28 protein-coding genes are annotated in these 25593 nt (G+C 71.6%); 14 read left to right on the top strand and 14 right to left on the bottom strand.

All coding sequences use genetic code 11. The features are described 5' to 3' along the window. Nucleotides 1-45: 45 nt before the first annotated feature. Nucleotides 46-1269 (bottom strand): phosphoserine phosphatase SerB, encoded by a 1224-nt coding sequence (gene serB / locus ACWEQG_RS13830; protein ID WP_452284572.1) that lies wholly within the window; start codon nt 1267-1269, stop codon nt 46-48. A gap of 189 nt (nt 1270-1458) precedes the next feature. On the opposite strand from serB, the gene ACWEQG_RS13825 reads away from it, so the two are divergent. After that, nucleotides 1459-2193: a GNAT family N-acetyltransferase gene (locus tag ACWEQG_RS13825; protein WP_452284570.1), complete on the top strand. Its 735-nt coding sequence runs from the start codon at nt 1459-1461 to the stop codon at nt 2191-2193. Beyond that, nucleotides 2190-3116, top strand: coding sequence for a lysophospholipid acyltransferase family protein (locus ACWEQG_RS13820; RefSeq protein ID WP_452284568.1), 927 nt, complete (start codon nt 2190-2192; stop codon nt 3114-3116). Before ACWEQG_RS13825 ends, ACWEQG_RS13820 begins: the two co-directional genes overlap by 4 nt. Before the next feature lie 216 nt (nt 3117-3332). Here ACWEQG_RS13820 and ACWEQG_RS13815 read toward each other — a convergent pair whose 3' ends face one another. Genes ACWEQG_RS13815 through ACWEQG_RS13805 form a run of 3 tightly spaced genes read right to left on the bottom strand, consistent with a single transcriptional unit; the run spans nt 3333 to nt 5796 of the window. After that, complete coding sequence (locus ACWEQG_RS13815; protein ID WP_452284566.1) at nt 3333-3953, bottom strand: hypothetical protein; 621 nt, start codon at nt 3951-3953, stop codon at nt 3333-3335. Next, nucleotides 3953-5137, bottom strand: coding sequence for an S-adenosylmethionine:tRNA ribosyltransferase-isomerase (locus ACWEQG_RS13810; RefSeq protein ID WP_452284564.1), 1185 nt, complete (start codon nt 5135-5137; stop codon nt 3953-3955). The genes ACWEQG_RS13815 and ACWEQG_RS13810 overlap by 1 nt, the downstream gene beginning before the upstream one ends. Beyond that, nucleotides 5134-5796, bottom strand: a complete 663-nt coding sequence (locus tag ACWEQG_RS13805) for an SDR family NAD(P)-dependent oxidoreductase (protein ID WP_452284563.1) — start codon at nt 5794-5796, stop codon at nt 5134-5136. Before ACWEQG_RS13805 ends, ACWEQG_RS13810 begins: the two co-directional genes overlap by 4 nt. 211 nt (nt 5797-6007) lie before the next feature. On the opposite strand from ACWEQG_RS13805, the gene ACWEQG_RS13800 reads away from it, so the two are divergent. The 4 genes from ACWEQG_RS13800 (at nt 6008) to ACWEQG_RS13785 (ending at nt 9283) form a co-directional block, all read left to right on the top strand. Then, nucleotides 6008-7171, top strand: a complete 1164-nt coding sequence (locus ACWEQG_RS13800; RefSeq protein WP_452284561.1) for a GAF domain-containing sensor histidine kinase — start codon at nt 6008-6010, stop codon at nt 7169-7171. Beyond that, nucleotides 7168-7788 carry a response regulator transcription factor gene (locus tag ACWEQG_RS13795; protein WP_363463845.1) on the top strand — a complete coding sequence of 207 codons (621 nt, stop codon included), beginning with the start codon at nt 7168-7170 and terminating at the stop codon, nt 7786-7788. Before ACWEQG_RS13800 ends, ACWEQG_RS13795 begins: the two co-directional genes overlap by 4 nt. Before the next feature lie 44 nt (nt 7789-7832). Next, a complete protein-coding gene (locus ACWEQG_RS13790) occupies nt 7833-8297 on the top strand; it encodes a MarR family winged helix-turn-helix transcriptional regulator (protein ID WP_452284559.1) in 465 nt (154 codons plus the stop codon). A 77-nt stretch (nt 8298-8374) separates the two neighbouring features. Continuing rightward, nucleotides 8375-9283, top strand: a complete 909-nt coding sequence (locus ACWEQG_RS13785) for an LLM class flavin-dependent oxidoreductase (protein ID WP_452284557.1) — start codon at nt 8375-8377, stop codon at nt 9281-9283. Between the two features lie 18 nt (nt 9284-9301). Here ACWEQG_RS13785 and ACWEQG_RS13780 read toward each other — a convergent pair whose 3' ends face one another. Continuing rightward, the gene (locus tag ACWEQG_RS13780) at nt 9302-10033 is read right to left on the bottom strand and encodes a hypothetical protein (RefSeq protein ID WP_452284555.1); all 732 of its coding nucleotides are present in this window, start codon (nt 10031-10033) and stop codon (nt 9302-9304) included. A 64-nt stretch (nt 10034-10097) separates the two neighbouring features. Between ACWEQG_RS13780 and ACWEQG_RS13775 the strand changes: the two genes are divergently transcribed. From ACWEQG_RS13775 to ACWEQG_RS13765, 3 genes are all read left to right on the top strand, one after another. Then, the gene (locus tag ACWEQG_RS13775; protein ID WP_363463839.1) at nt 10098-10886 is read left to right on the top strand and encodes an ABC transporter ATP-binding protein; all 789 of its coding nucleotides are present in this window, start codon (nt 10098-10100) and stop codon (nt 10884-10886) included. A gap of 111 nt (nt 10887-10997) precedes the next feature. After that, the gene (locus ACWEQG_RS13770; protein WP_363463838.1) at nt 10998-11747 is read left to right on the top strand and encodes a sulfite exporter TauE/SafE family protein; all 750 of its coding nucleotides are present in this window, start codon (nt 10998-11000) and stop codon (nt 11745-11747) included. A 6-nt stretch (nt 11748-11753) separates the two neighbouring features. After that, nucleotides 11754-11999: a hypothetical protein gene (locus ACWEQG_RS13765; protein WP_363463836.1), complete on the top strand. Its 246-nt coding sequence runs from the start codon at nt 11754-11756 to the stop codon at nt 11997-11999. Nucleotides 12000-12035: 36 nt separating this feature from the next. Here ACWEQG_RS13765 and ACWEQG_RS13760 read toward each other — a convergent pair whose 3' ends face one another. The 3 genes from ACWEQG_RS13760 to ACWEQG_RS13750 form a co-directional block, all read right to left on the bottom strand. Then, nucleotides 12036-12947 (bottom strand): Rieske 2Fe-2S domain-containing protein, encoded by a 912-nt coding sequence (locus ACWEQG_RS13760; protein ID WP_452284553.1) that lies wholly within the window; start codon nt 12945-12947, stop codon nt 12036-12038. A 123-nt stretch (nt 12948-13070) separates the two neighbouring features. Beyond that, complete coding sequence (locus ACWEQG_RS13755) at nt 13071-13622, bottom strand: HD domain-containing protein (protein WP_452285095.1); 552 nt, start codon at nt 13620-13622, stop codon at nt 13071-13073. A 136-nt stretch (nt 13623-13758) separates the two neighbouring features. Continuing rightward, nucleotides 13759-13965: a hypothetical protein gene (locus ACWEQG_RS13750; RefSeq protein WP_363463832.1), complete on the bottom strand. Its 207-nt coding sequence runs from the start codon at nt 13963-13965 to the stop codon at nt 13759-13761. A gap of 539 nt (nt 13966-14504) precedes the next feature. Here ACWEQG_RS13750 and ACWEQG_RS13745 point away from each other — a divergent pair. Next, entirely contained in the window at nt 14505-15362 is an 858-nt protein-coding gene (locus ACWEQG_RS13745) for a helix-turn-helix domain-containing protein (RefSeq protein WP_452284551.1), read from the top strand. 61 nt (nt 15363-15423) lie between these two features. Continuing rightward, nucleotides 15424-15630: a DUF397 domain-containing protein gene (locus ACWEQG_RS13740; protein WP_346225098.1), complete on the top strand. Its 207-nt coding sequence runs from the start codon at nt 15424-15426 to the stop codon at nt 15628-15630. 156 nt (nt 15631-15786) lie between these two features. Here ACWEQG_RS13740 and ACWEQG_RS13735 read toward each other — a convergent pair whose 3' ends face one another. Both ACWEQG_RS13735 and ACWEQG_RS13730 read right to left on the bottom strand, forming a co-directional pair. Beyond that, nucleotides 15787-17235: a catalase gene (locus ACWEQG_RS13735; protein ID WP_452284549.1), complete on the bottom strand. Its 1449-nt coding sequence runs from the start codon at nt 17233-17235 to the stop codon at nt 15787-15789. Between the two features lie 92 nt (nt 17236-17327). Next, nucleotides 17328-17771, bottom strand: coding sequence for a Fur family transcriptional regulator (locus ACWEQG_RS13730; protein WP_452284547.1), 444 nt, complete (start codon nt 17769-17771; stop codon nt 17328-17330). A gap of 118 nt (nt 17772-17889) precedes the next feature. Here ACWEQG_RS13730 and ACWEQG_RS13725 point away from each other — a divergent pair, with 118 nt between their 5' ends. Both ACWEQG_RS13725 and ACWEQG_RS13720 read left to right on the top strand, forming a co-directional pair. Continuing rightward, complete coding sequence (locus ACWEQG_RS13725) at nt 17890-18981, top strand: CapA family protein (protein WP_452284545.1); 1092 nt, start codon at nt 17890-17892, stop codon at nt 18979-18981. 90 nt (nt 18982-19071) lie between these two features. After that, nucleotides 19072-19884: a TetR family transcriptional regulator gene (locus tag ACWEQG_RS13720; protein WP_452284543.1), complete on the top strand. Its 813-nt coding sequence runs from the start codon at nt 19072-19074 to the stop codon at nt 19882-19884. A 35-nt stretch (nt 19885-19919) separates the two neighbouring features. Here ACWEQG_RS13720 and ACWEQG_RS13715 read toward each other — a convergent pair whose 3' ends face one another. Then, nucleotides 19920-20315 carry a hypothetical protein gene (locus ACWEQG_RS13715; RefSeq protein WP_452284541.1) on the bottom strand — a complete coding sequence of 132 codons (396 nt, stop codon included), beginning with the start codon at nt 20313-20315 and terminating at the stop codon, nt 19920-19922. 163 nt (nt 20316-20478) lie between these two features. On the opposite strand from ACWEQG_RS13715, the gene ACWEQG_RS13710 reads away from it, so the two are divergent. Further along, on the top strand, nt 20479-21018 hold the full coding sequence (locus tag ACWEQG_RS13710; protein WP_452284539.1) for a tetratricopeptide repeat protein: 540 nt from the start codon (nt 20479-20481) through the stop codon (nt 21016-21018). A gap of 266 nt (nt 21019-21284) precedes the next feature. Here ACWEQG_RS13710 and ACWEQG_RS13705 read toward each other — a convergent pair whose 3' ends face one another. The 3 genes from ACWEQG_RS13705 to ACWEQG_RS13695 all read right to left on the bottom strand — a co-directional run bounded on the left by ACWEQG_RS13705 (nt 21285) and on the right by ACWEQG_RS13695 (nt 25592). Next, on the bottom strand, nt 21285-22469 hold the full coding sequence (locus ACWEQG_RS13705) for a hypothetical protein (protein WP_452284537.1): 1185 nt from the start codon (nt 22467-22469) through the stop codon (nt 21285-21287). Between the two features lie 160 nt (nt 22470-22629). Beyond that, nucleotides 22630-25221 (bottom strand): ATP-dependent chaperone ClpB, encoded by a 2592-nt coding sequence (gene clpB, locus ACWEQG_RS13700; RefSeq protein WP_452284535.1) that lies wholly within the window; start codon nt 25219-25221, stop codon nt 22630-22632. A 23-nt stretch (nt 25222-25244) separates the two neighbouring features. Then, nucleotides 25245-25592 carry a heat shock protein transcriptional repressor HspR gene (locus ACWEQG_RS13695; protein ID WP_452284533.1) on the bottom strand — a complete coding sequence of 116 codons (348 nt, stop codon included), beginning with the start codon at nt 25590-25592 and terminating at the stop codon, nt 25245-25247. Nucleotide 25593 lies beyond the last annotated feature (1 nt).

The following is a 25593-nucleotide window of genomic DNA, read 5'->3' as shown; positions in this document are numbered from 1 at the left end:
GGGGACGCGTGGTCCGGACGACGGCGGCAGACCCGCCGGGCGCACTCAGGTCAGGGCGGGCGGCATGCCGTCCTCGGCGTCGGCCGCCTCCACCTCCTCGCGGGAGATGCCGAGCAGGTAGAGGATCGAGTCGAGGTACGGCACGTTGACCGCGGTGTCGGCGGCCTGCCGCACGATCGGCTTGGCGTTGAAGGCGATGCCGAGCCCGGCGGCGGCGAACATGTCGAGGTCGTTCGCTCCGTCGCCGATCGCGACGGTCTGGCTCAGCGGGATGCCCGCCTCGGCGGCGAAGCGCTCCAGCGCGCGGGCCTTGCCCGGCCGGTCCACGATCTCACCGACCACCCGGCCGGTGAGCCGGCCGTCCACGACCTCCAGCGTGTTGGCGGCCGAGTAGTCGATGCCGAGGTCGGCCACGAGGGAGTCGGTGATCTGGGTGAAGCCGCCGCTGACGATCGCGAAGCGGTAGTCCAGCCGCTTGAGGGTGCGCACCAGCGTGCGCGCGCCGGGGGTGAGGACGACCTCCTTGACGACCTTCTCGAAAACCTCCTCCGACAGCCCTTCGAGCAGCGCGACCCGCCTGACCAGCGACTCGGCGAAGTCGAGCTCGCCCCGCATGGCCTCGTCGGTGACCCGGGCGACCTCGTCGAGGCAGCCGGCGTGCCGCGCCAGCAGCTCGATGACCTCGTTCTGGATCAGGGTCGAGTCGACGTCCATGACGATGAGGCGCTTGGCGCGGCGGTGCAGGCCGGTGCGCTGCACGGCCACGTCCACCTGCTGGGCCGCCGCCTCGGCGGCGAGTTCCGCCCGCATCGCCTGGGGGTCGGCGCCGGACACGGCGAGCTCGATGCACGTGACCGGATAGCTCGACAGCCGTTCGATCCTGTCGATGTTGGCGCCGCTCGCCGCGATGCGGCCGGCGATCCCGGCCATGGCGGCGGGCAGCAGCGGCGAGCCCAGGACGGTCACGTGCAGCCGTCCGCGCCGCCGTTTTTCCTTGGAAGTCGTGCCGGTGGCGATTTCCAGGTCCATGTCGAGGTCGGCGGCGACCTGTTCGACGGCCGTCCACAGGCCGCCGATGGTGCTTCCGGTGCCGGTGGGCGGCCCTCCGGCGTAGGCGACGAGCACGCCCAGAGTGAGACGGCCACGGATGACGACCTGCTCCACGTCGGCCACGACGACCGGGAACCCGGCCAGCACGGCGAACAGCCGCGAGGTGACGCCCGGGCGATCCGGACCGGTCAGCGTGATCAGGAGCGTGCGCTGGTTCACGTTGTTTGAGGTTACTGCGCCGCTTGTCATGAGCGCGCACGAGGTTCACGATGCGGACGCCTTCATGCCCCCGCCCTGAGGGACCGCTGTCATTTCCGCATGTCGTGATGGTGGTGGGCCGCGGAGCGGGCCGGGAGAGACGGGACGCCTCACCGTGGCCGGCACCCCCCGAGGAAGGACGCGACGCGCATGACGATCTCTCTGCAGTCCCAGCACTCCCTTGGCTCCGGCCGCTACACCGTCGGGCTCGCCGAGAGCGCCGCCGATCTGCGCGCCGCCCAGCGCCTGCGGTACGAGGTGTTCGCCGGGGAGATGGGGGCCCGGCTCGACTCCCCCGTGAGCGGGCTCGACGCCGAGCCGCTCGACACGTACTGCGACCACCTCCTCGTCCGCGAGGGGGACATGGTGGTCGGCACCTACCGTCTGCTGCCGCCCCGCCGCAGCGACCGGCTCTACTCCGACTCCGAGTTCGACCTCGGCGCGCTGGAGGGCCTGCGCGGCGACCTGGTCGAGGCCGGGCGCACGTGCGTGCACCCGGATCACCGCGGCGGGGCGGTCGTCGCCCTGATGTGGGCCGGGATCGCCCAGTACATGACCAGCCGCGGGCACGCATGGCTGGCGGGCTGCTGCTCGGTGCCCCTGGACGACGGCGGCACGGTCGCGGCCGGGATCGTCGACCGGGTGCCGCTGGGGCCCGAGGAGCACCGCGTGAGGCCGCACACGCCCTGGCGCGACGCGGGGGTGCGGCGTTCCGACCGGTTCGTGCTGCCGCCGCTGCTGCGCGGCTACCTGCGTCTCGGCGCGTGGATCTGCGGCGCCCCCGCGCACGACCCGGATTTCGGCACCGCCGACTTCTTCGTGCTGCTCTCGGTGGCCGACGCCGACCCCCGCTACCTGCGGCGCTTCCTGGGACAGTCGCGGTGAGCGCCGTCACGCACCGGCCGGCGGCCTCCTCCGCCTGGCTGCCGGTCTCTCCCTGCGCGCCCGGCGCCTGCCTGCGCGCGCAGGCGCGTACGGCCGGCCCCCTGCGCCGGGCCGCCCGCCTGACGGGCGCGGTCGCCGTGCTGGTCGCCGGCCTGCCCATCGCGCTCACACTGGGGCGTACGGCACGGCGTGGGGCGGTCACCATGCTGTGGTCGCGGCTGTTGCTGCGGGCCCTCGGCGTGCGGCTCGTGAAGCGCCGGGGGTTCTCCTTCATCGGAGGGTCGGCGCGGGCGCGGGCCGTGCCCGGGGAGGACGGGCCCGCCCTGCTCGTCGGCAACCACGTCTCCTGGCTCGATCCCCTGGTCATCACCGCGACCGTCGCCTGCCGCCCGCTGGCCAAGGCGGAGGTGGGCAGGTGGCCGATCGTCCGCACGCTCGCCGCCGGGGGCGGCGCACTGTTCATCGACAGGGACAGGCTGTCCGCCCTGCCGGGGGTCGTCGCGGACATGACCGCCGCGCTGCGGAGCGGTGAGAGCGTGGCCGCGTTCCCGGAGGGCACCACGTGGTGCGGGCGGGAGATGGGCAGTTTCCGGCCCGCGGTGTTCCAAGCGGCGCTCGACGCGGGGGTGCCCGTACGGCCGGTGGCGCTGCGGTTCACAGAGGAGACGGGCGTCCGCGCCGCCCTGTCCACGCGGCCGTCGTACGTCGGGGACGACACGCTGCTCGCGTCCGTCCTGCGGATCGTCGCGACCCGGGGCCTCGTCGCGGAGGTGACGCTCTTTCCCGCCGTACGGCTCGACCGGCCGGCCGCGTACGGCGGGCGGGCCCGGCGGGGGGAGGCGCGTGCGGCGCTGGCGCGCATCACCGAGGCTCAGGTCAGGACCGGGCTCACCGAACCCGAGGGGCAGGCCCTGGCGGCCTGAGAGGGCGCCGGCGGCCCGGGGGGCACCGGCGCCCGCCCGGGGGAGGCCCTGGACATGGTGCGTGCCCGCCCGGAGAGGTGCGGACACGGTTCGCGCCAGCCGAGGCGCGGACACGGTTCGCGCTTGCCAGACGAAGGGCCCGGAAATGGTTCGCGCCCGCCCGGCGAGGCCGGGCGGGCGCCATGGACAGGGGGACTTTCCGCGTCGCGCGGGGGCTCAGCGGGTGATCGAGCTCTTCGTCTTCACCCAGCCGATGCTGTCGCCGAACTCGCTGAGCAGCTCCCTCGGGTCGGTGTTCAGCGACGTGTCGGTGACCGCGCCGCCGAAGTAGCCGTAGAGCTTGCCGCTGGCCGACCCGCTCACCTGAGCCTTCGCCCAGAACGTGTAGCTCCTGCCCTTCTTCAGACCGGGCAGCACGCACAGCGCGCGGGTCCGCTCCCGGGTGCAGTGCTCGTGATAGTTGGTGCCGCGCGGGACGTAGATCCGGGTCTTGGTGACGTTCTTGGGAAACTTGACCGCGAGGAAGATCTCGTCGGTCTTCGTCTTGAGCTTGTTGACGAGCGTGACCTTGAAGGACACCACGCGTCCGCGACGGACGCCGTAGGGATAGCTGACCTGGATGCGGACGGGCGCCGACGCCGCCTTGGCCGAGGTCGACGCGGTGGACGCTGCCGGCGCGGTGACCGCCGTGGTCGCGGTGGACGCGGCGGAGGCGGGCACGCCGGAGGCGACCAGCGCGCCCGCGGCCAGTGGCACGGCGAGCAGCGCGGTCGGCTTGCCGATGGGGGTACGCATGCGGAAAGCCTTGACGATCGAGATCACGGTTTGATCACGCATCACAAGATGAGATGGCTGTCGCCGAACTCGTGCCAGAGGTAGCCCTCGTCGATCGCCGCCTCGTACGCACGGGCCAGGACGCCGGTCCCGGTGATCGCCGACAGCATCATCAGGTGGCTGGAGCGGGGCTCGTGCAGGCCCGTGACCAGGCTGTCGACCGCTCGCACGCCTCCCTCCGGGGTGACGACGTGAGAGGTCCAGCCGGTCGCCGCCCGCACCGTTCCCGGGACGGCCGTGTCGAGGGCGGCGGTCTCCAGAGCCCGTACGACGGTCGTGCCGACGGCGATCACCCGGCCCCCGTGCTCGCGGGTGATGTTCACCTGCCGTGCCGTCCGCGACGAGACCGAGAACCACTCGGGATAGGGCGGTTCGTCCTTCTCTGGAGACGCGACCCCGGTGTGCAGCGTGATCGGTGCGACCCCGATCCCCCGGCTGACCAGCGCGGTGACGAGTTCCGGGGTGAACGGCCGGCCCGCGCTGGGCATCTCCGCGCTGCCCGGCTCGACCCCGAAGACCGTCTGGTAGTCGGCGAGCGGCCAGTCACGCCCCACGTAGCCGTACCGGATGGGCACGCCGTGCGCGGCGAGGTAGGAGAGCACGTCGCGGTCCAGCCGGGCGCGCCACAGGCGCGGCGTCTCCTGCGCCAGCAGGCGCAGCGTGGCGCCTCCCGGCAACGGCAGCCACTCTCCGGGCGCGGCGCCGGAGTAGGGCTCGGTCGCCGTCGCCGTACGGCGGCGCAGTTCGACCAGCCACTCGCCGGACGCGAGCCGGCCGGAGAAGTGGACGGCGAGCCGGTCCAGCCGCACCGCCGCGGGCAGGGTGGCGGAGTTGTTGACCACCAGCAGGTCGCCGGGCGACAGCAGCGACGGCAGGTCGGCGAAGACGTGGTGGGTGACCTCGCCGGTGTCGCGGCGGGACACCAGCAGCCTGACCTCGTCGCGGCGCAGCCCGCGGGCCTCCGGCGGCTCGTGCGCCTCCAGCGGCGCCGTCAGCGCGAACTCGAACGATCCCCCCGGCCCGTACGGCCGGATTCCCGGGGGGAGTGCTCCGGTGCCGGCGGGCGCCGGGCCGGGCTCGCTCGCCGGACCGGGGTCGGGGCCGCCGGTCGCGGGAGATTCGGCCCGGCTCCGGGCGGCGGCATAGGGACCGGGGCCGGCCGCGCCCCGGGGGCCGGGGGTGGTCATTCCAGCTCCCCCCGGGTGAAGCGGCCGGGCGCGGGTCGGCTGTGCACGAGGCGCAGCAGCCCCGGAACCACGCTCTCGGGCGGCGGCGCGGCCCCGGCCTCCTCCGGGCCGACGGCGTCGGCCAGCATGCGGGTGCGCATCTCGCCGGGGTCCACCCACCAGACCGCGACGTCGGGCTCCTCGGCGGCGAGGACGTGGGAGACCTGGTCGAGGGCGGCCTTGGTCGCGCCGTAGCCGCCCCAGCCCTCGTACGCCTCGACGGCGGCGTCGGACGAGATGTTCAGGATCGCGCCCCGCCGCTTGCGCAGCGCGGGCAGCGTCGCCTGCGCCAGCGCGAGCGGCGCGATGACGTTGGTCTCGAACAGCGCGCGCAGCGCGTCCAGCGGATAGTCGGCGAGCCTGGGCATCGGGGCGGGGCCGAGCCCGCTCGCGTTGTTGACCAGAAGGTCGAGCTCGGGCACGGCCTCGGCGAGCCTGGCCACGTGCGCCGGGTCGGCGACGTCACCCGGAATGGCCCGGGCGCCGAGATCGAAGGCCGCGGACATCAGGTCCTCCTCGCCCCGGGCGGTGAGCAGGAGCGACCAGCCGTCGGCGGCGAGCGCCTTGGCGAGGGCGAGTCCCAGCCCTCGCGAGGCTCCGGTGATGAGTGCGTGCTTCATGCGCTCCACGCTAGAAATCAGCACGTCAGGCGCGCATCGGACGGAGGTCCGGCCGTCACTCGGCAGATGGGACTAGGACCCGCGGCCGACGCGGGACGCCCGATTCGAGGCCTAGTCTGTGTCCGTGCCCCAGCCCGCAGACCCTGCCGCAGACCCTGCCGCAGACCCCGCCGCAGACCCCGCCGCAGACCCCGCTGCCGGGTCCGCCGCCGTGTCCGAACGGGACCGCGACGCGGTGCTGCACGCGGTCAGCTCGGCCGTGCTCGCCGTCACCCGGCACCTGTCGGTCCGCGAGGTCCTCCAGGTGATCGTGCGGTCGGCGGCGCGGCTGCTCGACGCGAAGTACGCCGCGCTCGGCGTGCCCGACGACGACGGCGCGTTCGCCGAGTTCGTGGCCGAGGGCATCTCCGACGAGCAGTGGAAGGCCATCGGCCCGACCCCGCGCCAGCACGGCATGCTGGGCGCGATGCTGCGTGAGGGGGCGCCGGTCCGGCTCGCCGACATCCGCAAGGACCCCAGGTTCGAGTGGTGGCCGAAGGCCCATCCGATCCTCAAGGACTTCCTGGGCGTGCCGATCACGGACGGCGGCACGGTCCTCGGAATCATCTTCCTGTCCAACAAGCGGACGCCCGGCGGGTTCGACGATGCCGACGAGGAACTGCTGACGTTGTTCGCGGCGCACGCCGCCATCGCGATCACCAACGCCCGGCTCTACGAGCGGGGGCGTGAGCTCACGGTGATCGAGGAACGCACCCGCATGGCCCGCGAACTGCACGACGCCGTCAGTCAGAAGCTGTTCTCGCTGCGGCTGACCGCGCGGGCCGCCGCCGCGCTCGCCCGTACGGACCCGGAGCGGGCGGCCGAGGCGATCGACCGGGTCGAGCGGATGGCGGGGGAGGCGCTGACCGAGCTGCGCGCGGTGATCGTGGAGCTGCGCCCGCCCGAGCTGGACCGGCACGGCCTGGTGGAGAGCCTGCGCAAGCAGGTAGTCCTCCTCGACCGGCTGCACCCCGCGAGGGTCGCCTTCACGGCCGAGGGCGAGCCGCCCGGCGACCGCGACCTCGACAGTGCCCGCGATCTGGCGCCCGAGATCGAGGTCGCCGTGCTCCGGGTCGCCCAGGAGGCGCTGCACAACGCCGTACGCCACGCCCGGGCCGGCCGCATCGACGTACGGCTCGCGCACGAGGAGACCGGGCTCGTGCTCGAGGTGAGCGACGACGGCGCGGGGTTCGACAGCACCGGGCTCGACGGTGCGGGAGTGCACGGCCTCGGCCTGCCGTCGATGAGTGACCGGGCGCAGGCCGTCGGCGGCAGGCTGTCGGTCTCCTCCGCGCCCGGCCGCGGCACGACCGTACGACTGGAGGTGCCCGCGTGATCCGCGTGCTCATCGCCGACGACCACCCCGTCGTACGGCAGGGCCTGCGCACGTTCCTGGAGATCCAGGAGGACATCAGCGTCGTGGGGGAGGCGGCCGACGGCGCGGAGGCCGTGACGATGACCGGCGAGCTCGCCCCCGACGTCCTGCTGCTCGACCTGAAGATGCCGGTGCTCGACGGCCTCGGCGCGCTCACGGAGCTGTCCGGCCGGGACGTGCGCGTGATCGTCCTCACGTCGGTGAGCGACCGCGGTGACGTGGCCCCCGCCATGCGGGCGGGCGCGGCGGGCTTCCTCTACAAGGACGTGGATCCCGGCGCCCTCGTCCAGGCGATCCGCGCCGTGCACGGCGGGCAGGTCCTGCTCGCGCCGGAGGCCGCCGAGGCGATGCTGGCCGGCCCGGGCCGCGAGCAGAGCGGGGTGGCGGTCGCGCTGACCGACCGGGAGCGCGAGGTGCTGCGGCTGCTCGCCGCGGGCCGCTCGAACCGCGAGATCGCCCGCGAGCTCGTCGTGGCGGAGAAGACCGTGAAGACCCACGTCTCCAACGTGCTCATGAAGCTCGGCGTGCAGGACCGCACCCAGGCCGCGCTCTACGCCGTACGTCACGGCCTCGCCTGAGCCGGAAATAGTAGTTCGTCCCGCGAATTGATTACTCTGGGCGAATGAGCAAGGATGACGGCGGCCGGATCGGGACGGTGGCCGCACTCGTGCGGTCCACGTTCTTGGTGAATGCCGTATACACGGATTCCGCCCGCGAGTACGGCCTGACCCAGCAGCAGGGCCAGTTGTTGTGCGTCCTGATGGCGCAGCCCTACGGCATGAGCGAGCTGGGCGCGATGCTCGGCCTGGCCAAGTCGAGCCTGACCGGCCTGGTGGACCGCAGCGAGCGCAACGGGCTGGTCGAGCGCGGATCGGACCCCCGGGACTCGCGCGCGGTGCGGGTGTCGCTCACCAGGAAGGGCGCCGAACTGGCGGACGAGTTCTACGCCGAGACCTGCCGCCGTGTCGAGCGGCTCACCGAGCGGTTCACCCCGGCGGAGCGCGACACGCTCGCCGCTCTGCTCGGCCGCGTCGTGACGGACAACGAGGTCCCCACCGTGTTCATGGAACCGGACCCCGCGCGCTAGGGATTGCAGTTCGCACTACGAACTACTATGGTTCGTGGTACGAACTGAATTGTTTCCTCGCGTCGAAAGGCAGAGCATTGTCCGCACATGACGTCGTCTTCGGTTTCGGCGCGCACACCATCATCGACGACATCCCCCAGCTGTTGCGCATGGCCCGGCAGGCCGACCGGGACGGGCTCGACATCTTCACGTTGTCCGACCACCCCTACCTCGGCGGGCGTCTGGACGCCTACGCCGCGCTCGGCTTCGTCCTCGGCGGCACCCGGCGCATCGCCGGTTTCGCCAACGTCACCAATCTGCCGACCCGGCCCGCTCCCATGCTGGCCAGGATGGTGACCTCGTTGTCGGCGCTGTCGGGCGGCCGGGTCGTGCTCGGCATGGGCGCGGGCGGGTTGTGGGACCGCATCGCCGACATGGGCGTGCCACGGTTGACGCCGGGCGACGCCGTGGACGCCTTCGAGGAGGCGATCGTGCTGGTCAAACTGTTGTCGGGCGGCGGCCCTCCGGTCACCTACGAGGGCAAGCACTACCGGGTGCACCGGATCGAGCCGGCCCCCGTGCCCGCGCCGCCCGTGTGGACCGGATCGGTCGGCCGCAAATCCCTGGCCGCCACCGGCCGAGTGGCCGACGGCTGGATCCCCGGCCACGCGGCCGACTGGCTCAGCGAGCGCTACCGCACGTCGCGGCCGGTCATCGACGAGGCGGCGGCGTCCGCCGGCCGCGATCCCGGCGAGATCCGCACGGTCTTCAACTTCCCCGGGCGCATCACCGAGCGGCCGCTGCCCGCCACCCGCGACTCCGACGGCCGCTGGATCGGCGGCTCCGCCGGCCAGTGGGTCGAGGAACTGACCGGAGCCGTGCTGGAGCACGGCGCGTCGGGCTTCACGCTCTTCTCCGCGGACCATGGCGCCCCCGACCTCACCCTCCTGGCCCGCTGGGCCCAGGAGGTCGTGCCGGCCGTCCGCGAGGCGATCGCGAAGCGGTGAGGACGGTCCGGGCGGGGGTCAGACCTGGGACTCGACGACGGCGTTGTGCGCGGCCACCCTGGCCCGGCGTACGGCCCGGTCGAGGTCGCGCAGGGCCTGGCCGCGGGCGCCGACCTGCCCCGAGGTGAGCCCTCGCTCGTCGGCGAGGCGGAGCGCGAGCGACAGCCGGGAGGCGAGGGCGCCGACCCGATGAGCCCTGCCCGGGTAGCCGGGCGCGAGAGCCTCGCCGGCGCGGTCGAGGGCATCCGGCGCGGGGAAGCCCTGCGCGGGCCCGTCCACGCCCAGCAGCGCCTCGGTGGCGGCCATCATGGTGGTCCGCAGCGCCTGCTCCGCCTCGGCCAGCGACGGCACGTCGGGCGGGACGGACGACGCCTCGGCCACCGTCCAGCGGACCCCGGAGTACGACGAGCCGCGCCGGTCGTCGGACGGCACGAGACCGAGGCACCGGCCGGGCAGGACGGCCACGGCGGCCTGGCCCGCGTCGATGGCGGCGCCGTTGAAGACGGGCGGGCCGGTGAGCCCGAGCGGGTCGCCGGGCACGGGCAGGGCCAGCCGGAACGCGTGGAGCCCCTCGATCCGCCGGTCCACGAGGAAGGCCAGCAACGGAGTCTCGACGCCGTCCGCCGCCACCACCTGCGGTCCGGCCTCGCGCTCGACGCGGTCGAGGGCGTCCTCCAGGCTCACGTGTCCCCCCAGCCAGGCGTTGCCCCAGGCGACGAGCGTGGCGGAGATCGGTGAATCGGTGCGCACCCGATCCACGATATGTGGTCGGACTGCCATAGTTTTATCTCAGCGAACCACGGGAGGGGGCCACATGGGCGGTCAGGTGCTTCAGCTTCAGGACGTGGCCGTCCGCAGGGACGGTGCCGCCCTGCTGCGCGGCATCGACTGGAGCGTCCGGGAGGACGAGCGCTGGGTGGTGATCGGGCCCAACGGTGCGGGGAAGACGACGTTGCTCCAGGTGGCCGCATCGCTGCTGTTCCCGTCCGAGGGCTCGGTCGAGATCCTCGGAGAGCGGCTCGGCCAGGCGGACGTGTTCGACCTGCGGCCCCGGATCGGCCTGGCCAGCGCGGCACTGTCGGAGCGCATCCCGCCGGACGAGAAGGTCATCGACCTCGTGCTCACCGCGTCGTACGCGATCCTGGGCCGGTGGACGGAGGAGTACGACTCCCACGACGTCACCCGGGCGGTCGAGCTGATCGACCAACTCGGCTGCGCCCACCTGATCCGGCGGCGCTTCGCGACGCTGTCGGAGGGCGAGCGCAAGCGGGTGCAGATCGCCCGGGCGCTCATGCCGGACCCCGAGTTGCTCCTGCTCGACGAGCCCGCCGCCGGGCTCGACGTGGCGGGCCGAGAGGACCTGGTACGCCGCCTCGGCGCGCTGGCCACGGACCCGAAGTCGCCCACGATGGTGCTGGTCACCCACCACGTCGAGGAGATCCCGCCCGGGTTCACCCACGTGCTGCTGCTGCGGCACGGCTCGGTGGTCGCCCAGGGGCCCATCGACTCGGTGATGACACCGGACAACCTGTCCGCGACATTCGGCGTGCGGCTGCACCTCGACCGCGGACAGGAGGGCCGCTGGTACGCCCGTCCCCTCTGACCTCCTCGCGGAACCCGCCGCCTACCCTTGGCGGATGGCCGGACAGCGAGGGGCCTCAAAGCGCCCCGAGCAGCCGAGCGAGGCGAGGCAGGAAAACAGGGAGTAGTGCGAGTGACGCCGTGGGAGGCGGCCGCGGTCTTCGCGGCCGGTGTCGGGGCCGGGGGGATCAACGCCGTCGTGGGATCGGGGTCGCTCATCACGTTCCCCACGATGCTGGCCGTGGGCTTCCCGCCGATCGTCGCGAACGTGTCCAACAACGTCGGGCTCGTCCCCGGCGGCGTGACCGGGGTGCTCGGCTACCGCGCCGAGCTCACGGGTCAGCGCGAGCGGCTGCTGCGGCTCGGCGTCGCGTCGGTGATCGGTTCGTTCGCCGGCGGCCTGCTCCTGCTGTGGCTGCCCGCGGAGGCGTTCAAGGTCATCGTCCCGGTGCTCATCGCGGTCGCCTGCCTCCTCGTGGTGTTCCAGCCGAGGATCAACGAGTGGCTCGCCGTACGGCGCAGGCCGCACCCCCACGGCGGGCCGTGGCTGTGGCTGGGCGTCCTCGGCGCCGGCATGTACGGCGGCTATTTCGGCGCCGCCCAGGGGATCGTGCTGATCGGCCTGCTCGGCAGCTTCCTCGACGAGGACCTGCAACGGGTGAACGCGGCCAAGAACCTGCTGTCGCTGCTGGTGAACGGCACCGCGGCGGTGCTGTTCGCGTTCATCGCCCCGGTGGACTGGGCCGCCGTGCTGATGGTCGCGCTCGGCTCGGCCGTCGGCGGGTTCCTCGGCGCCCGGGTGGGCCGCCGGTTGCCCGCGCCCTTGCTACGGGGATTCATTGTCGTCGTCGGTGTCGTGGCGATTGTGAAGCTGGTGTCCTGAAAGGGTATGTCTGCCCTTATGAAGGGCGACCGGGTGGAGATCGTCATCGATGCGGGGGGAACCCCGCGCACCTACGAGGTGGTCGCGACCAGGGCGGGCCGCCGGATCGAGATCACGACGGGCCGCGGAGTGGTCGAGGTCAGCGAGGTCACGCGGGCGGGCACTCCCGTCCGCACCGCGAGGTTCATGTCCAACCGCGTCCTGGCGCTGGTGGAACATCCCGCCGACGACCGCGGCCCGGACACCGGCTGAGCCGGTCCGGGCACGGTGCGGCCGACGGGTGCGGGGTCACTCCGCGGGGCGGACCTGGATGACGCCGTCCTGCCGCAGCCGGGTCTGGAAGGCGGGCTGGCGCGACGTCGCGGGACCGTGCATGACGCGGCCGTCGGAGATGCGGAAGGCGCTGCCGTGCCACGGGCAGACGATGCAGGCCTCGCCCTCCTCCATGGCGACCCGGCCCTGGTGGAGGGGACCGGCGAGGTGGGAGCAGTTGTCCGCGAGCACGCTCACGTCGTCGCCGAGACGCAGCACGAACAGGTCGATGTAGCCGAGCCGCCGCCGGACCGGCCGTCCGTTGGGCAGGTCCTTGAGCGAGCACAGGTCGTGCCAGCCGAGCGGCACGAGGTGGCTGACCGACTCCGCGTGGTTGGCCCCGGCCGCCTGGCGGTAGGACATGTGGCTGCCCAGGTGCGCGCCCGCCGAGGCCGCCGCGAGGCCCGCGTACCCCAGGGTGCGTCCGGCCCGTTCGCGTCCCGTGAACCGTAAGAGGAGGGAGCCGGCGTAACAGAGCGCCGCCGTGGCGTTGGTCATCGCGTGCACGAAACCCACGCGCTGCTGCTCCCGGTGGAGCGTGGACCAGTCGGTGAGCCCCGCCGCCACCGTGGGAACGGCGCTGGCCAGCCCGGCGAGGATCAGCGTCCGCGCCGCGCGTGGGCCGGTCTTGGTCATGTCCACCACGCTGGCCGACAGCAGGCAGCCGAAGGTCGTCACGGCGAGCGCCGGATGCAGCGGGTGTCCCATGGGCACGCCGTGCAGGACGTCCCGGAGCTTGCCGGGGCCGAGCCTGCGGCGGACCTTCTTCGAAATGACGGCGATCGGCCGGTCGAGCGCGGTGGCCCGCTCGAGCCCGTCGAGGAGCTCCGCCGAAGGGACCCTCCGTGCCGTCTTGCCCGCACGTCGCGGCCTGGTCGTCTCTTCCATGTTCGCCCCCTAACACGGGATCACGTACCCCCGCGTCACAGGTGTGAACATGGACAGGCATGAGACGGTATGTGCGAGTTTTGGGTGGACGAGCGTGCGACGGCCCTCGGTGTCGTCGGCCGGTCAGGGCGCCAGATGATTGCGGGCGACCGAGGTGGCGACCAGCCCCGCGGCGTACTCGCCGAGCGTGGGGGACCCCTCCTCGATGAGCCGCACCTTCTCCATCACCTGGGCGGCCGTCACCTTGAACAGCGACCAGGTGCCACCCTCGTTGTGGTGGTTCGCGATGATCGGAGCGAGCCGGTCGAGCGCCCTGGCGAACTTCGCCTCCGGTGTGCGCCGTTCCTCGAACTCGTCCCACAGCGTCCGCAGCCGCGTCCCCTGGTCCTCCGGGAGCAGCCCGAAGATGCGGTCGGCCGCCGCGCGTTCGAGGGCGGCCTGTCCCTCGACGGCGGCGGGGTCGTAGATGAAGGTGTCACCGGCGTCGATCTCCACGATGTCGTGGACGAGCAGCATCGCGACCACCTTGGTCATGTCGGTGCCCGGAGGCGCGTGCTCCGCCAGGGTCATCGCCATCATGGCCAGATGCCAGGAGTGCTCCGCGTCGTTCTCCCGGCGCGAGCCGTCGATCAGCGAGTTCCGGCGGATGACGCGCTTCAGCTTGTCGATCTCCATGTGGAAGGCGAGCTGAGACTGCAGCCGTTCGTGGATGAGCGCGGTCGTCACCCGCGCAAGCCTAACCGGTCACGATCACCTTCCGCCTGATTCACGGGCGCGTGCCGCGCGGACGCGCCCGGGCGCCGGCGGCACGTCAGACGGTGAAGAGGCGGCCGACCTCCTCCAGTTCGCGGACGAGGTCGAAGCGGGGGTCGCGGTAGTGCCGGGCGCCGAAGCCGGTGCGGCTCACGGTCCATCTCAGTTCGCGTGCCCACCTGTCCTGGTCGGCGCACAGCGCCAGGTCGGCCATCGTCATCCGGCTTCTGACCAGCGATAACCAGGCGGCACCGGGGGGATTCATGGGAGCCCTCCTTCCGGACGGGTGCCAAATGGAGATCTCGTCGTTCTCCGAATTCGTCGTACGGAGGGCGCGGTCCCGGCGCGGGAACGGCCCATCGGGTGATCGCTGTTCAGCGGACGCGAGCGCCGGCGACGCCGGCCGGATGTCGAGATCCCACTGGCCCGGATGCCTCCCGTTGTCACGCGCATCCGAAGCGGCCGGCGCCCCTCGCCGGGCGCGTGCCCCGGATGGGGAATCGGGCCTCGGAGTATTTCGCCGGCGACCGCCGGCGCCCCCACAATCCGGAAGACCCTTCCCGTATCGATCGTGACTCAGGACGCATTCCCCTGCAATACTTGGCGAAAAGAATTCCGCAAGAATCTTGTGCGGATGCGCCGCAAATCGCGGTGCAAGTTGCACGAGCGGGCGTTGTAATCTTCGGACAGGGCGCCCCTCATCCGTGCGCCCGATCCGCCGGGGCGCGCCCACCATCCGTGCGTCCACCGGAACACCGGAACACCGGACTTACCGGACTTACCGGACGAAGGAGGTCGGCAGGGATGCCCGAGCACGGCAGTCCCACCGTCCGCCGACGGCGCCTGGGGCAGGAACTGCGCCGGTTGCGGGAGCGCGCCGATCTGACGGGCGACCAGGTCGCCGCCCGGCTCGGCTGGTCGGCAGCGAAGATCAGCAGAATAGAGACGGCGCGGACCTCGCCAAGAACGGCTGACGTTGAAGCGCTACTCGTGATCTACATGGTAGATTCCGGCCAACGCCAAGAGCTTCTCGCCCTGCACCGGGACGCGACCCGGAAGGGCTGGTGGGAGGATTACCGCGACTCCCTGCCAAAGGAATACACGACGTTCCTTGGCCTGGAGGCCGAAGCCACGACGGCACGCGACTGGGAACCCCAGGTGGTGCCGGGCCTGTTCCAGACAGAGGCCTACGTCCGAGCCATGATGGAGAGCGGACAGCGGAGCACCCTTGAGGCGCCGGGCAACGTCCGCAGCCGGATCGAGGTCCGGATGGCGCGCCAGCAGGCTGTTCTCAGGGCGGAGAGCCCGCTGGCCATCTCGGTCGTCCTGGAGGAGTCGGTCCTGCTGCGCCGGTTCGGTGACCACGAGGTGATGCGGGAACAGCTCAGGCGGCTGGTCGAGGTGTCGGAACTGCCGAACGTCGAGTTGCGGATCCTTCCGCTCGACGCGGACCACCCGATCAACACCGGGGCGTTCTGCCACCTCAAGCTGCCGGAGTTCCACGACGTGGTGTATTTGGAAGCCCTTCTGGGCGGGCGTCTGGTCGAGGACGAGGCCATCGTCTACCGGTACGAGGTGGCATTCGACTACCTGGAGACGAAGGCCCTCGACGTGGACGAATCCCGCCGGTTCTTGGAGAAAACTGTCCGTCACTGGCGATAGCCAGCTTTAGACCGCCCCGGAGACCCGCGCGAATGATTTCCGGGGGGAGAAAACATTGTCCATGAACTCGATTGACCTGTCCGGCGCCGCGTGGTGGAAGAGCAGCCGGAGCGCCAACAACTGCGCTTGTGTGGAAGTAGCGGTACTGGCCGACGGCCATGTGGGGGTGCGTGACAGCAAGAACCAGGATGGTCCCGCTCTCGTCTTCACCCCCGCCGAATGGGACGCGTTCATCGGTGGCGTCAAGGACGGCGAGTTCGACCTTTAGTCTCCGGGCCTGGCCGGCCGTCCCGGCGGCCAGGCTCTGCCTTCTTCCGGCGCTGCTCACGCGTACCGCGAAGGTGTTCGACCTCGTCGGGAGGGGCGGACACGCGCGTACGGCCCGCGCCCGGAACGGCGCGAGCCGTACGCGAGGGGAAGGGGGTCAGGCGACGCCGAGCCCTTGGGCGACGCGCTGGCCGAGGTCCTTGTGGACGTTGGTCCAGTATTCGACCACGCGCTTCCTCATGTCGGCGGTGACCTCGGGAGCCGAGGCGTGGCCGACGATGTTGCCCACCATGTGGTCGCGGTCGACGTCCGAGAGCACGTTCTCCCACAGCGCGCGCGGCTGGACGAAGTCGTCGTCCTCGCGGTGCCTGACGTAGGCGCTCCGGATGATCTCACCGGCGATCTGGTAGCTCTCGCCCTGGTGGAGCGAGGGGTCGGCGGCCGGGCCGCCGAAGGAGTTCGGCGCGTACAGCGGGTCGCCCGGGTTGGCGAACGCCATCGCGCCGTCCTTGTTGTAGCTGTGGACGGGCGACTTGGGACGGTTCACCGGGAGCTGCAGGTAGTTGGCGCCGATGCGGTAGCGGTGGGTGTCCGGGTAGGAGAACAGCCGGCCCTGGAGCATCTTGTCCGGGGACGCGGCGATGCCCGGCACCAGGTTGGCGGGTTCGAAAGCGGCCTGCTCGATCTCCGCGAAGTAGTTCTCCGGGTTGCGGTTCAGCACGAACCGGCCGATCGTGATCTCCGGGTAGTCGGAGTGCGGCCAGACCTTGGTGAGGTCGAACGGGTTGAACCGGTAGTCCGCCGCGTCCTCGAACGGCATGATCTGGACGTTGACCTTCCACGCCGGGTGGTCGCCGTTCTTGATCGCCGTATGGAGGTCGCGGATGTGGAAGTCCGGGTCTTCCGCCGTCAGCGCCTTGGCCTCGGCGTCGGTGAAGTTCTCGATGCCCTGCTCGGTCTTGAAGTGGTACTTGACCCAGAACTTCTCGCCCGCGGCGTTGTACCAGAGGAAGGTGTGCGAGCCGAAGCCGTGCATGTGCCGCCAGGTGCGCGGCGTGCCCCGGTCGGTCATGAGGAACGACACCTGGTGGGCCGACTCGGGCGACAGCGTCCAGAAGTCCCACTGCATGTTGTGGTCGTGCAGGTGGTTGTCGGCGCGGCGCTTCTGGGTGTGGATGAAGTCCGAGAACTTCGAGGGGTCGCGGATGAAGAAGATCGGCGTGTTGTTGCCGACGATGTCGTAGTTGCCGTCCTCCGTGTAGAACTTGAGCGCGAAGCCGCGGGGGTCGCGCGCCGTGTCGGCGCTGCCCAGCTCGCCGGCCACCGTGGAGAAGCGCAGGAGCAGCTCGGTCTCCTTGCCCTTCTGGAACAGCGTGGCCTTGGTGTACTGGCTGACGTCCTCGGTGATCTGCAGCACGCCGTACGCGCCGCCGCCCTTGGCGTGCACCACGCGCTCGGGGACCCGCTCCCGGTTGAAGTGGGCCATCTTCTGGATCAGGTAGTGGTCCTGCAGCAGCAGAGGGCCGTTGGGGCCGACGGACAGCGAGAACTCGTCACTGGGGGCCGGGATCCCGGCGTCATCGGTGGTGATGGGCCTGTCGGTCATGGGGCTGTCCTCCGGGGTCGATCCATCGGGGTCTGTCTAGAGCGGTCACTTCGAGCACGGGCACTTCGGCGACGGAGGGCGGGGACGCGAGGTCAGACGTGAGCGGAGCCGGGCCGGGCGTCGTCGGCTCCGGTCCGGCAGGGCGGGCACAGACCCCAGTAGATGACGTCCGCCTCGTCCACCAGGTAACCGGCGTCCGACGCCGGCTCCAGGCACGGCGCGTGCCCCACCGCGCAGTCGACGTCCCTGACCTGTCCGCAGTGGCGGCAGACGAGGTGGTGGTGGTTGTCGCCCACCCGCGCCTCGTACCGCGTCGGGCTGCCCGCGGGCTCGATGCGGCGGAGCAGCCCGCCGCGCTGCAACGCGTTCAGCGAGTCGTAGACGGCCTGCAGGGACACCTGCCCGACGCGTGCGCACACGCCGCGATGGATGGCGTCCACGTCGAGGTGGTCGCCATCGCTCACGGTCTGCATGATCGCCAGCCGGGCCGCGGTCACTCGCAGTCCGGCCTGGCGAAGGCGCCCGGCGTCGTCCACAGCACCCACGCTAGCAGCAAAGTTGAATGATTCAAGCAAAGGAAGTATCCCAGTTACTTGCCCCACGATCTCCCATGGACTCCCCGGATGTCGGCGGGAGATGGCATGCTCAGGTGCCGTGAGACGTCAGCCCCTCGCCCTGTCCCTGTTCGCACTCCTCGCGGCTCCCCTCCTCGTCGCGGGATGCAGCCCGGCCGAGAGCGAGCCCGTCCCCGAAGCGTCGCAACCGGAGACGAAGACCTCCACGCCGTCTCCCAAGCCGCCGCAGCGGCGGCCCTTCACCATCTCCTTCGCGGGGGACGTGCACTTCGAGGGGGTCCTGCGCAACCGGCTCAACGCCGACCCGCGTACCGCGCTCGGCCCGATCGCCGCCGTCCTGCGCAAATCGAACCTCACGGCGCTCAACCTCGAGACGGCCATCACCACCGCCGGCACGCCCGCGCCGGGCAAGCAGTTCACCTTCCGCGCCCCGGCCACGGCGTTCACCGCGCTCAAGGCCGCCGGGGTGGACGTCGTCACGATGGCCAACAACCACGGCATGGACTACATGGAGAGCGGCCTGGCCGACACGCTCAAGGCGATCAAGTCCTCGAAGTTTCCCGTCATCGGCATCGGCGCGAACGAGACCGAGGCATACCGGCCCTACCGCAGGACGGTCAACGGCAACCGGGTGTCGATCATCGGCGCCACTCAGGTGCTCGACTCGCAGTTCATCCAGTCCTGGACCGCCGCCGGCGACAAGGGCGGGCTCGCCTCCGCCAAGAACGAGCCGCGTCTCGTCCGGGCCGTACGGCAGGCCCGCAAGAACTCCGACACCGTCATCGTGTTCCTCCACTGGGGCACGGAGCTGGTCAAGTGCCCGACGCCGGTGCAGCGGAGCCTGGCGGACAAGCTCGTGGCCGCGGGGGCCGACGTGATCGTGGGCAGCCACGCGCACATCCTGCTGGGCGGCGGCTACTCCGGCCAGGCGTACGTGCACTACGGCCTCGGCAACTTCGCCTTCTACAACTGGGGCCCGGACACCGGGGCGACCGGTGTGCTCACCCTGACGATCAACGGCAGGAAGGTGCTCAAGGACCAGTGGACCCCCGCCCGGATCAACGGCGGCGTGCCGATTCCGGCGACGGGCGGCGCCAAGCAGCAGGCGCTCGGCTCCTACCGCGCGCTGCGCGGCTGCACCGGCCTGTCGGCGGCGCCCGCCGACTCCTGACGGCGAAAGAAACCACCGGATTCTTGCCGCAAATCAGACGACTGGCCGATTAGCGCTGACCGTCGCGCGTGAAACAGGCAAGATGGGTGAGTGTCCAGCCGGTACGTGAGGGAAGCAGGCGGTTCCGCCGTCGCCGTCGAGCCCTGTGTCGAGCGCCGTGTCGAGCGCCGTGTCGTCGAGCGCCGTCTCGCCGACTGTGACGTCGAGCACTGTGACGTCGTCGGGCAACGGAGCGGTGAGGATGGTGAGGGGATGTCGCCGCGCTCGTCGCATCCCGATGAGCCGCTGCGGCGGCGTCCTTCGCAGCGTCGTAGTGCCCGCAGGGTGGAGCGGATGCTCGACGCCTGCGCCGAGTTGCTCGACGAGGGCGGGTACGACGCGCTGACGACCACCAGAGTGGCCGAGCGGGCCGGGGTGGCGATCGGTTCGGTCTACCAGTTCTTCCCCGACAAGCGGGCGCTCAGCCAGGCCCTGACCCGGCGCAACGTCGAGTCGTTCGTGGCCCGGGTCGGGCGACGTTTCATGGTCGAGGACTACGCCGGCTGGTGGGACGCCGTCGACGCCGTCATCGACGAGTACGTCGAGATGCACCGCAGCGTGCCCGGATTCCGCTCGCTGCACTTCGGCGAGGTCTTCGATCTCGGCCTCCTCGACTCCGTGGCCGACAACAACACCGTGATCGCCGGGCGGCTCCGGGCGCTTCTCCTCGCCGAATTCGGACTGGCGGACAGCGAAGAATTGGACCGTGCCATTCCCGTCGCCGTGGAGGCGGGGGACGCGGTGCTGAAGCTCGCCTTCCGGCACGACCCGAACGGCGACCCGGAGATCGTGGCCGAAGCCAAGCAACTGGTCCGCGGATACCTGTCCCGCCAGCTCGCCTCCGCCGTCTCGCGGCGCGGGTGACACTCGAGCGCGGGCGGGCCGTCCGGCTCGGAGACTCACTCGCGGGACGGGCTCGGCTCGGCCGGCGCCTGGGGGCCGGGCACGCCGCGGGGGACGTCGATCGAGGGCCACAGTCCCGGCGAGCTGCCCTGCACGTAGGCGGTGTTCTGCCACGACCTGGTGTGGGTGCGCGGCGGTATCGTCAGCTCCCGCGGGTCGTCCTCGTCCGTCCGGCTCGGCTGTCCCTTCTCCGCCTCGCCGGTACGGCACCCCAGCGCCGCCGCGGGCTCCATTCTGAGTTCCATGATCTGCAGCTTGGCCTGCAGCCGGGCCAGTTCGGCGCGGGCGTGGTCGAGCGCCTCGTACTGCGCCGTGACGAAGCCGGCGAAACCGGGGACCACTGCGGCGAGCACCGTTGTGGAGGCGAGAGTCAGTATCACCCGCTTGGACATGCTGTAGCGCTCCTCGCCGAGCTTCGATTGGCACAGGCAGGGTGCGATATGCCCGACTATCTGCCGAGAAAAGCGCATAGTAGTCAAACGTGTACTAATCGTTGCTTCGGCAATGCCTGATGTTGTCCTGCGAAAACAGGCCGGGATCGGTAGCCTCGGCACTGTGGCACATGTGACAAATGAGCAGGTGGACCGACTGCTCGAACAGGCCCTGCTGCTCGATGACCACGGTGCCCTCGCCCGCCGCCTCGACGCGCTGGCCCAGGGGTACGAGTCCGGAGAGATGTCGAGGGCGGCGATCCTCGTGCTCGCCGCGGAGGAGTGGCGCCAGGCCGGTCAGCCGGCGGCCGCACTCGACCGCTACCAGAGCGCGATGGAGGACGGCGGGGAGGTGCCGGTGGACCCGCGTGCCGGGATCGCCGACACGCTGTTCGAGCTCGACCGGCCCGAGGAGGCCAGGGCTGTGATCGCCGCGATCCGGGCGGGTGACTGCAGCCCGGCCACCGCGCTGACCGTGGCCGAGACGCTCGTGGCGTACGGCGACCTCGGCGCGGCGCACGAGTGGGCCACCGACGGGATCCGGGCCTGCGGGGGTGCGGGATCGGGCATCCGCGACTCCCTGCTGCGCACCCGCTACCGCATCCGGGTCGACCTCGGCCTGCCCGAGGACGACCTGGACGCCCTCCTCGACGTCTCCCGCTGAGCCTCCCGGCGCCCATGCGAAAGGGGCCGTGAACCACGGCCCCTTGGAGTCTCGCTGTCTCGGGTCTCGTTGTCTTCGGTGTTCCGGCGGGTCGGCGCCGGGTGGGAGCCCTGCGGGGCGGGGCGACGCGGCTCACCGCGGCCGGTGTGCGCCCTTCCGGCAGGTGCTCGTCTCCCGTCCCGGCGAACTCGTCCTCGTACGGCCCGGCCGTCGAACCCGGGCCGCCGGCCGCCGTCTTCGCCCGCCCGCCCGGGACGTACGGCGAATCAGGGCAGGAGCTTCTTGCCGGTGGCGTCGGCCAGTTCGGTCACCGCGCGTGTGCCCGTGGCCTTGGTGAGGGCGGCCGGTGCGGTGATGTCGCCGTTCTGCCCGCGCGTGGCCGCCTTGGGGTACTCGCGCGGCTGCATCCGCGGCACGTGCCGGCCGTCCGCGGCGTCGGTCCGCACCACCGGGGCGGTCCCACGCGCGCCGTCGGGCCGTTGACGCCCGTCCTTGGCCCCCTTCTTGCGCTCGCCCTCCGGCAGGGAGGCGTTGCGCGTGCCGGACGCCGGGCGGCCGGTCTGGCCCGCCTGGCCCGCCTGGTTCGCGGCCTGCGCCGGCGGCACGAGCCCCGGCTTGTGGGGATGGTGCACCTTACGGTGGCGGCGGTCCCGCGCCGGGAAGGTCCGCGTGCTCTGCTCCTGGCCCGAGGCGGCGCTCTGCGAACTGTTGCTGTTGGAGACGCCCTCGGGCGTCAGGGTGCCCTGCGTGCCCTGGTTCTGCGCCTCCGGCTTCTGCGCACCCGGCTTGCGTGCCTCCGGCCTGCGCGGCGAGGTGTTCTGCGCCCCCGGGTTCTGCGCCCCCGGGTTCTGCGACAGCGTGCCGCGGGCCGCGTCGCCGCGGGACGGGGCGCCCGCCGGTTCGCCCTCCGGCTTCGGATGCCGGTGGCCCTTCTTCGGATGCCCCTGCGTGGCGGGGTGCTCCCGCTCGTGGGCGACCGGCGCGGTCCGCAGCGCCGCTGCGCAGGCGTTCGCGTCGCTCGGCTTGGCCGGTGCGACGGCGAGGAGGGGCACGGTGCTCCTGGCCGGGAACAGGGTCTTGGCGTCCGCCGCGGGGACGGCGGGCGCGGCCTTGGCCGCCGAGGGAGCCGCACCGGTCATCGCACCCGGCAGCGTACGGGGACCCGGCACGGCCGGCAGGGTGCGGGGGCCGGGCACGGCCGGCAGCGCCGCCGGGACGGGCCGCGTGGTCGTGGCGGGGCCGGTAGGCAGGGAGTTGCGCCCCTGACCGGCGGCCGCTCCGGCCGCGTCGGCGATGCTCAGCACGCCCGCCGCCGGAGCGAGGGTGGTCAGCCCGCCCGTGACGTCACGGCCCGTGACATCGCGGCCTGTGACGTCGCCGCTCTGGGTCCGGCAGGCGTCGGCCAGCGCGCCGCCCTTCGCCATCGCCGCGCCCCCGGTCAGCCAGCTCACCCCGGCCGTGACCGCCGCAAGCGCGACGCACCGCCCTCGAATACTTCGTGATGTCCTGGACATCCACGTCCCCCTGATCGCGTACGGTAGTCCGACGAACGCCGAACGTAGCAGCGAGGGAGAAGGGCGGGGCGCGCTTGCCCCAATGGTGGGGAAGACCTTACCGAACGGGCCGGATCGTCAGCGTGTCACCTGCCTCGTCGATATCGACGATTACCTCGTCGCCGTCCCGGATGGCGCCCGACAGCAGCTCCTTGGCGAGCTTGTCGCCGATGGCCGACTGGATCAGGCGGCGCAGCGGGCGCGCACCGTACAACGGGTCGTAGCCGGTCAGCGCGAGCCAGTCGCGGGCCGCGGGGGTGACGGTCAGCGTGAGCCGCCGGTCGGACAGGCGCCGGGCGAGCCGGGTGACCTGCAGGTCCACGATCTGCGACAGCTCCTCGGTGCCCAGCGCGTCGAACACGATGATGTCGTCGAGCCGGTTGAGGAATTCGGGCTTGAACGAGGCCCGCACCGCGTTCATCACGGCGTCGCGCTTGGCCTGGTTCTCCATCGTGGGATCCACGAGGAACTGTGAGCCGATGTTCGAGGTGAGGATCAGGATCGTGTTGCGGAAGTCGACCGTCCGGCCCTGCCCGTCGGTGAGCCGGCCGTCGTCGAGCACCTGGAGCAGGATGTCGAAGACCTCCGGGTGGGCCTTCTCGATCTCGTCGAGCAGCACCACGGTGTAAGGCCTGCGCCGCACGGCCTCGGTGAGCTGGCCGCCCTCCTCGTAACCGACGTATCCGGGCGGCGCGCCGACCAGGCGGGCCACGCTGTGCTTCTCGCCGTACTCGCTCATGTCGATGCGGGTCATGGCCCGCTCGTCGTCGAACAGGAACTCGGCGAGCGCCTTGGCCAGCTCGGTCTTGCCGACGCCGGTCGGGCCGAGGAACAGGAACGAGCCGGTCGGCCGGTCGGGGTCGGAGATGCCGGCCCGGGCCCGCCGTACGGCGTCGGAGACGGCCTTGACCGCCTCGCTCTGGCCGATCAGGCGCCTGCCCAGCTCGTCCTCCATCCGCAGCAGCTTGGCGGTCTCGCCCTCGAGCAGCCGTCCCGCGGGGATGCCGGTCCACGAGGAGATGACCTCGGCGATGTCGTCGGGGCCGACCTCCTCCTTCACCATGGGCTCGGCCTCGGCCTCCGCCGACTCGGCGGCCTTGGTCGCCTCCGCGAGCTCCTTCTCCAGGCGCGGGACGTCGCCGTACATGAGCCGGGACGCGGCCTCGAAGTCGCCGTCGCGCTGGGCCCGCTCGGCCGCGCCGCGCGCCTCGTCGAGCCGCTTCTTCAGCTCGCCGACCTTGTTGAGGCCGGCCTTCTCCCGCTCCCACCGGCTGACCAGGGCGTTGAGGTCCTCCTGCCGGTTGGCCAGCTCCTCGCGGAGCTTCTCCAGGCGCTGGCGGCTGGCCTCGTCGGTCTCCTTGGCGAGCGCGAGCTCCTCCATCTTGAGGCGGTCCACGCTCCGCTGGAGCTGGTCGATCTCCACCGGCCGCGAGTCGATCTCCATGCGCAGCCGCGACATCGACTCGTCCACCAGGTCGATGGCCTTGTCGGGCAGGAACCGCGCCGTGATGTAGCGGTCGGAGAGCGTGGCGGCGGCGACCAGGGCGCTGTCGGAGATCTGCACCTGGTGGTGCGCCTCGTAGCGGCCCTTGAGCCCGCGCAGGATCGCGATCGTGTCCTCGACCGTCGGCTCGCCCACGTAGACCTGCTGGAACCGCCGCTCCAGGGCCGGGTCCTTCTCGATGCGCTCGCGGTACTCGTCGAGCGTGGTGGCGCCGATCATGCGCAGCTCGCCGCGGGCCAGCATGGGCTTGAGCATGTTGCCGGCGTCCATCGCGCCCTCGGCGGCGCCCGCGCCCACCATCGTGTGCAGCTCGTCGATGAACGTCACGATCTGGCCGTTGCTGTTCTTGATCTCGTTGAGCACGGCCTTGAGGCGTTCCTCGAACTCGCCGCGATACTTCGCGCCCGCGACCATCGCGCCGAGGTCGAGCGCGACCAGGCGCTTGTTGCGCAGGCTCTCGGGCACGTCGCCGGCGACGATCCGCTGGGCGAGGCCCTCGACCACGGCGGTCTTGCCGACGCCGGGCTCGCCGATCAGCACGGGGTTGTTCTTGGTGCGGCGCGACAGCACCTGGATGACCCGGCGGATCTCGCTGTCGCGGCCGATCACCGGGTCGAGCTTGCCGGACCGCGCCCGCTCGGTGAGGTCGACGCCGTACTTCTCCAGCGCCTGGTAGGTGTCCTCGGGGGTCTCGCTGGTCACCCTGGCGTGCCCGCGGACCTTCTCGAACGCCTCGAGCAACGCGTCGGGGGTGGCGCCCGTTGCCTTCAGCAGGTCGGCGACCGGCCCGCCGTCGGTGGCGAGCCCGACCAGCAGGTGCTCGGTCGAGACGTACTCGTCCTCGAGCTGCTTGGCCCGCTGGGCGGCGGTGTTGATGACGCTGTGCAGCTGACGCGAGCTGGACGGCGCGCTCACGGTGGAGCCCTGCGCCTTGGGCAGCCGGTCGAGCAACTCCTCCGCCTGGGCGCGCAGCTGCCGGGGGTCCGCCCCGACGGCCTGCAGCAGCGACCCGGCGATGCCGCCGTTCTGCGCCAGCAGGGTCGTCAGCAGGTGCGCGGGCGCGACCTCGGGGTTGCCGTCCGCCGCCGCGCGCCGGACGGCCGCGGACAGGGCCTCCTGGCTTTTCTGGGTGAACTTGTAGTCCATATGTGAATGCCTCGATTCGCCGGTCAGGCAGGTGGCAGTTCGTAGCGGACCAGTGCCCGCAACATCGTGAGCTCACCCCTGAGCCGGGTGACCTCCTCGCGCAGGCGCATGTTCTCGGTTTCGAGTTCGAGGATGCGCTTGATGCCGGCGAGGTTGATGCCGTGCTCCTGGGAGAGCCGCTGGACCTCGCGCAGGAGCACGATGTCCCTCGTCGAGTACAGCCGCCCCCGCCCGGCCGTACGACCGGGGCTGACGAGCCCGAGCCGGTCGTACTGGCGGAGCGTCTGCGGGTGCAGCCCGGACAGCTGGGCGGCTACGGAGATCACATAAACAGGTGTGTCGTCGGAGATGTCGAAAAAGCTGGCATCCATC

This window comes from Microbispora sp. NPDC004025 (genome assembly GCF_053604425.1).
This window is presented reverse-complemented; position numbering and strand designations above follow the sequence as displayed.